The 2809-nt window shown below is 62.2% G+C and carries 3 protein-coding genes and 1 pseudogene; 1 reads left to right on the top strand and 3 read right to left on the bottom strand.

Going from position 1 to position 2809, the window contains the following annotated elements; genetic code table 11:
• Positions 1 to 1473 (top strand): annotated as a pseudogene (locus ABJK70_RS23080) (hypothetical protein); the annotation flags it as partial.
• Here the strand turns inward: ABJK70_RS23080 and ABJK70_RS23085 are convergent.
• The 3 genes from ABJK70_RS23085 to ABJK70_RS23095 all read right to left on the bottom strand — a co-directional run bounded on the left by ABJK70_RS23085 (position 1430) and on the right by ABJK70_RS23095 (position 2567).
• Positions 1430 to 1957 (bottom strand): RES family NAD+ phosphorylase, encoded by a 528-nt coding sequence (locus tag ABJK70_RS23085; RefSeq protein ID WP_205780942.1) that lies wholly within the window; start codon positions 1955 to 1957, stop codon positions 1430 to 1432. The pseudogene ABJK70_RS23080 and the gene ABJK70_RS23085 sit on opposite strands and share 44 nt — an antisense overlap.
• Before the next feature lie 8 nt (positions 1958 to 1965).
• A complete protein-coding gene (locus ABJK70_RS23090; protein WP_086132883.1) occupies positions 1966 to 2310 on the bottom strand; it encodes a helix-turn-helix transcriptional regulator in 345 nt (114 codons plus the stop codon).
• A gap of 83 nt (positions 2311 to 2393) precedes the next feature.
• Positions 2394 to 2567 (bottom strand): hypothetical protein, encoded by a 174-nt coding sequence (locus ABJK70_RS23095; RefSeq protein ID WP_168183689.1) that lies wholly within the window; start codon positions 2565 to 2567, stop codon positions 2394 to 2396.
• Between the last annotated feature and the right edge of the window lie 242 nt (positions 2568 to 2809).

The raw sequence follows: 2809 nt of genomic DNA on the forward strand, positions 1-2809 counted from the left end.
ATGCAAATGGGGACCGGCGGTCTGAATTCGTCCTCGGTGGATGTAAAAACCGCGAAGGATACGGTGGAGACAAATGCCGGTAAAAACGGCGTTCCCTGGATCGGCGGCCAGCGCGCGGGCGGGGCGGGGCAGGCACCGATCCGGGTCACCGCCGACACCGTGCGGGCCGGCTACAACATCGAGCTGGGCCGCCCGGTGACCGACACCGGCGCGGTGGTGAGTCCCTCGCCGCCACCTCTCGCCAAGGTCTGGCCGAGTCCGGACGAGGCGGCCGCCTACGCCCAGTATGTCCTCGGCGACGTGGCCGTCCGGACCGACAGGGACACGGCCCGAACCGCGACCCCCGGCCACGGCCTTGCCCCCAAGATCGAGCAGGAGACCCGGGAACTTCTCGGAGACTTGATGAAGATCGTCACCGGCACGACGGCGCCGGAGGCGGACACGCTGGCCAGGCTCTCGCCGCCAGGAACGCTGCTGACGCGCGAGGTCATCGACGGCATACGCCGTCTATCGACGCCTCAGGAACAGGGGATGGCGGTTCACAAACTGGCGAACGAAGCCGCCGTCGCCCGAAATCTCGAAAAGGCGCTTCTCTTGCGGCGCCTGATTTTGTCCGGGCGGATGGAGCCGAACATTTACGCCTCCCCGGCGCATGCCGATATTGAACGCATGCTCGCGGCCCTGGATAAGGACATCGACGCCATGTTGTTCGAGACGCGGATCCGCCGGGAGCTGTTCGCGCAGACTTCCGCGACCTTGATCGAGCTTCGCGAAGGGCGGGGCGAATCGGGTGCGATACGCAGGCGCCCGCCGCTAATGACCGGAAGCCGATCGAGCCGGGCGGCGCGGTACGCAAATGAGTGCGCGGCGCTTACTGCCCACGCTCGGGCTGGGTCTCGCGCTGCTGGCCGCCCTGATGATGCTGGTCGGCCTGGTCCTGGGGCTTTGGGCGTATCAAGCGGGCCTGCCGGCGGTCGAGCGCGCGCTCGATGCGGCGAAGCCGTATCTCGCCGCTTGGCGATTGCTGGTGTTTCTGATCCTGATCGGCGGGTGGCCGCGGTGGATGGATGGCGCGGCGCGGCGGTGGCGCTGGCCGGAAGCGAAACGGCGGGCGGTATTGGCGCTCCGCTGGCGAGCCGTAGCCTGGCTCCTCGTCATCGAGGCGCTATTTGTTCAGAATGTCGGCGGGGAGTTTGCCCGGAACTGGCTCTTGCCGGCTTGGCTCTTACCCGCAGAGAAGGGGACTTGATGGATGGTTGTCGGGCGCCGCTGACCCGTGTCGTATTCCAGGTCCAGCACATAGGCCGAGTGGGCATTGGCATCGGCCTTGAAAATCGGCGCGAACCGCGGCCCACGCCATTGCTGCACGTTGTCGCGCTTCGACGGAAGTCTGGTTTTGTCTGTTGTGCGTCCAGGCAGCAGGCCGACATTACTCGATCGAAAAAGAACCATCCGGCGTCACGGACGAAATGAAGCCCGGATTTGCGGAAAGTTTTTCCAGGAAGACCACCAGTACCCAGTTTTCCGGGCGATCGAGAAAGGCCAGTGAAGGAACGAAAATGGCTTCGGCCGGCGTGAGTTTTCTGACAAACTCAGCCGTGGCCCGAGCTACGGACTTGTCGATAAAACACTGTGGGGCGTCGGTGATCGATAAGGCGGCGAGCACTTCGGGATGGGTCAGATCCAACGTCGCGTGGAAGGCGAGATCGAAGCGGTAAACCTGGCGGCGCTTGACCTGCCGCGCTAACACAGGCGAACGGTCTTCGGTGATATGGCGGGCCATTTCCGCCAGTGCCACATGTTTATGGCGAGCCAAATATAGCGTCGGCTCCCCTTGGATATTCCAGCGATTATCGCGAGCGAGTCCCGCTCGGCTGAAGTCCAGCGGATCCAGCGGTCCTTGCGGCAGGTGGCGATAGGCGGTGCCTTGCCAGGCTTTGAGATGCGATTGGATCAAGGGGCGGGTTAATAGCCGAGTCCTTCGACGTCTGCGGCGAGTGCCGCGATGACGGTGTCGTATTCCCGCAAGCTCATCAGGTCAAGGGCGGTTCGCCCTTGGAATTCCGGCAGCGGGGTCGCGAGGAAGGTCTCGACGCCTTCAGGCGTGTAAACCAGGCTGGCGAGTTCGCTGATCTCCCGGATCTTAGCGAGATCCTTGATCGCGTCCGGGTTCCGCACGCCATCCTGCTTTTCCCAGCGCTCCAAGGTCTTGGCGCTCACCCGCAATATCCGGCCCATCGCCTCACGGGAGAGATGCAGGGACTGGCGGATCTTTTGCGGATTGATCTTGATGTCTCGTACGGCGTTCATCAGCGTCGCGATACGGGGTAGTAGGATGAGTAGCCACTACTCTAGGCAATGTCTAGACATTTGTCCAGATAAAAAATTAGACCTCATGCAACCGGCATTTCGCCTGACAGGACGGAAAACAGCCCAAGGCACTGCCAGGCGATCATGCTGTCTTGGTGGATCTTGGCGAGGTTGCACGTCGATTCCGGGACACCCGCCAGCCCCTCGGGACAGTAGCTCGCCGGCGACTGCGAGAAGCTGCGGGGTTTTAAGCCCATGTCGAGCTACTGCGATGCTCGGGGAGCCTCTCTGCGCTCTATACCATGTCGCCCTGGAAGTATTGCCAACTTACGGGGGAGCTTCAAGTCCGAGATCACGCGTCTCCAAGCTAAAGCCATCAAAAAACCCTTTCAAAACCAAACAAGGGTTTTCGTTTGATTTCCGTCTATTGGCTTGGGCAGACTCGCCGCCAGGCGCGTTGACTTCTAGCTGATTCGTAACGTCCTCCGCGCGCTTTTCT

Origin of the sequence: Methylocaldum sp., assembly GCF_039794385.1 — a bacterium.
Classification (GTDB): domain Bacteria; phylum Pseudomonadota; class Gammaproteobacteria; order Methylococcales; family Methylococcaceae; genus Methylocaldum.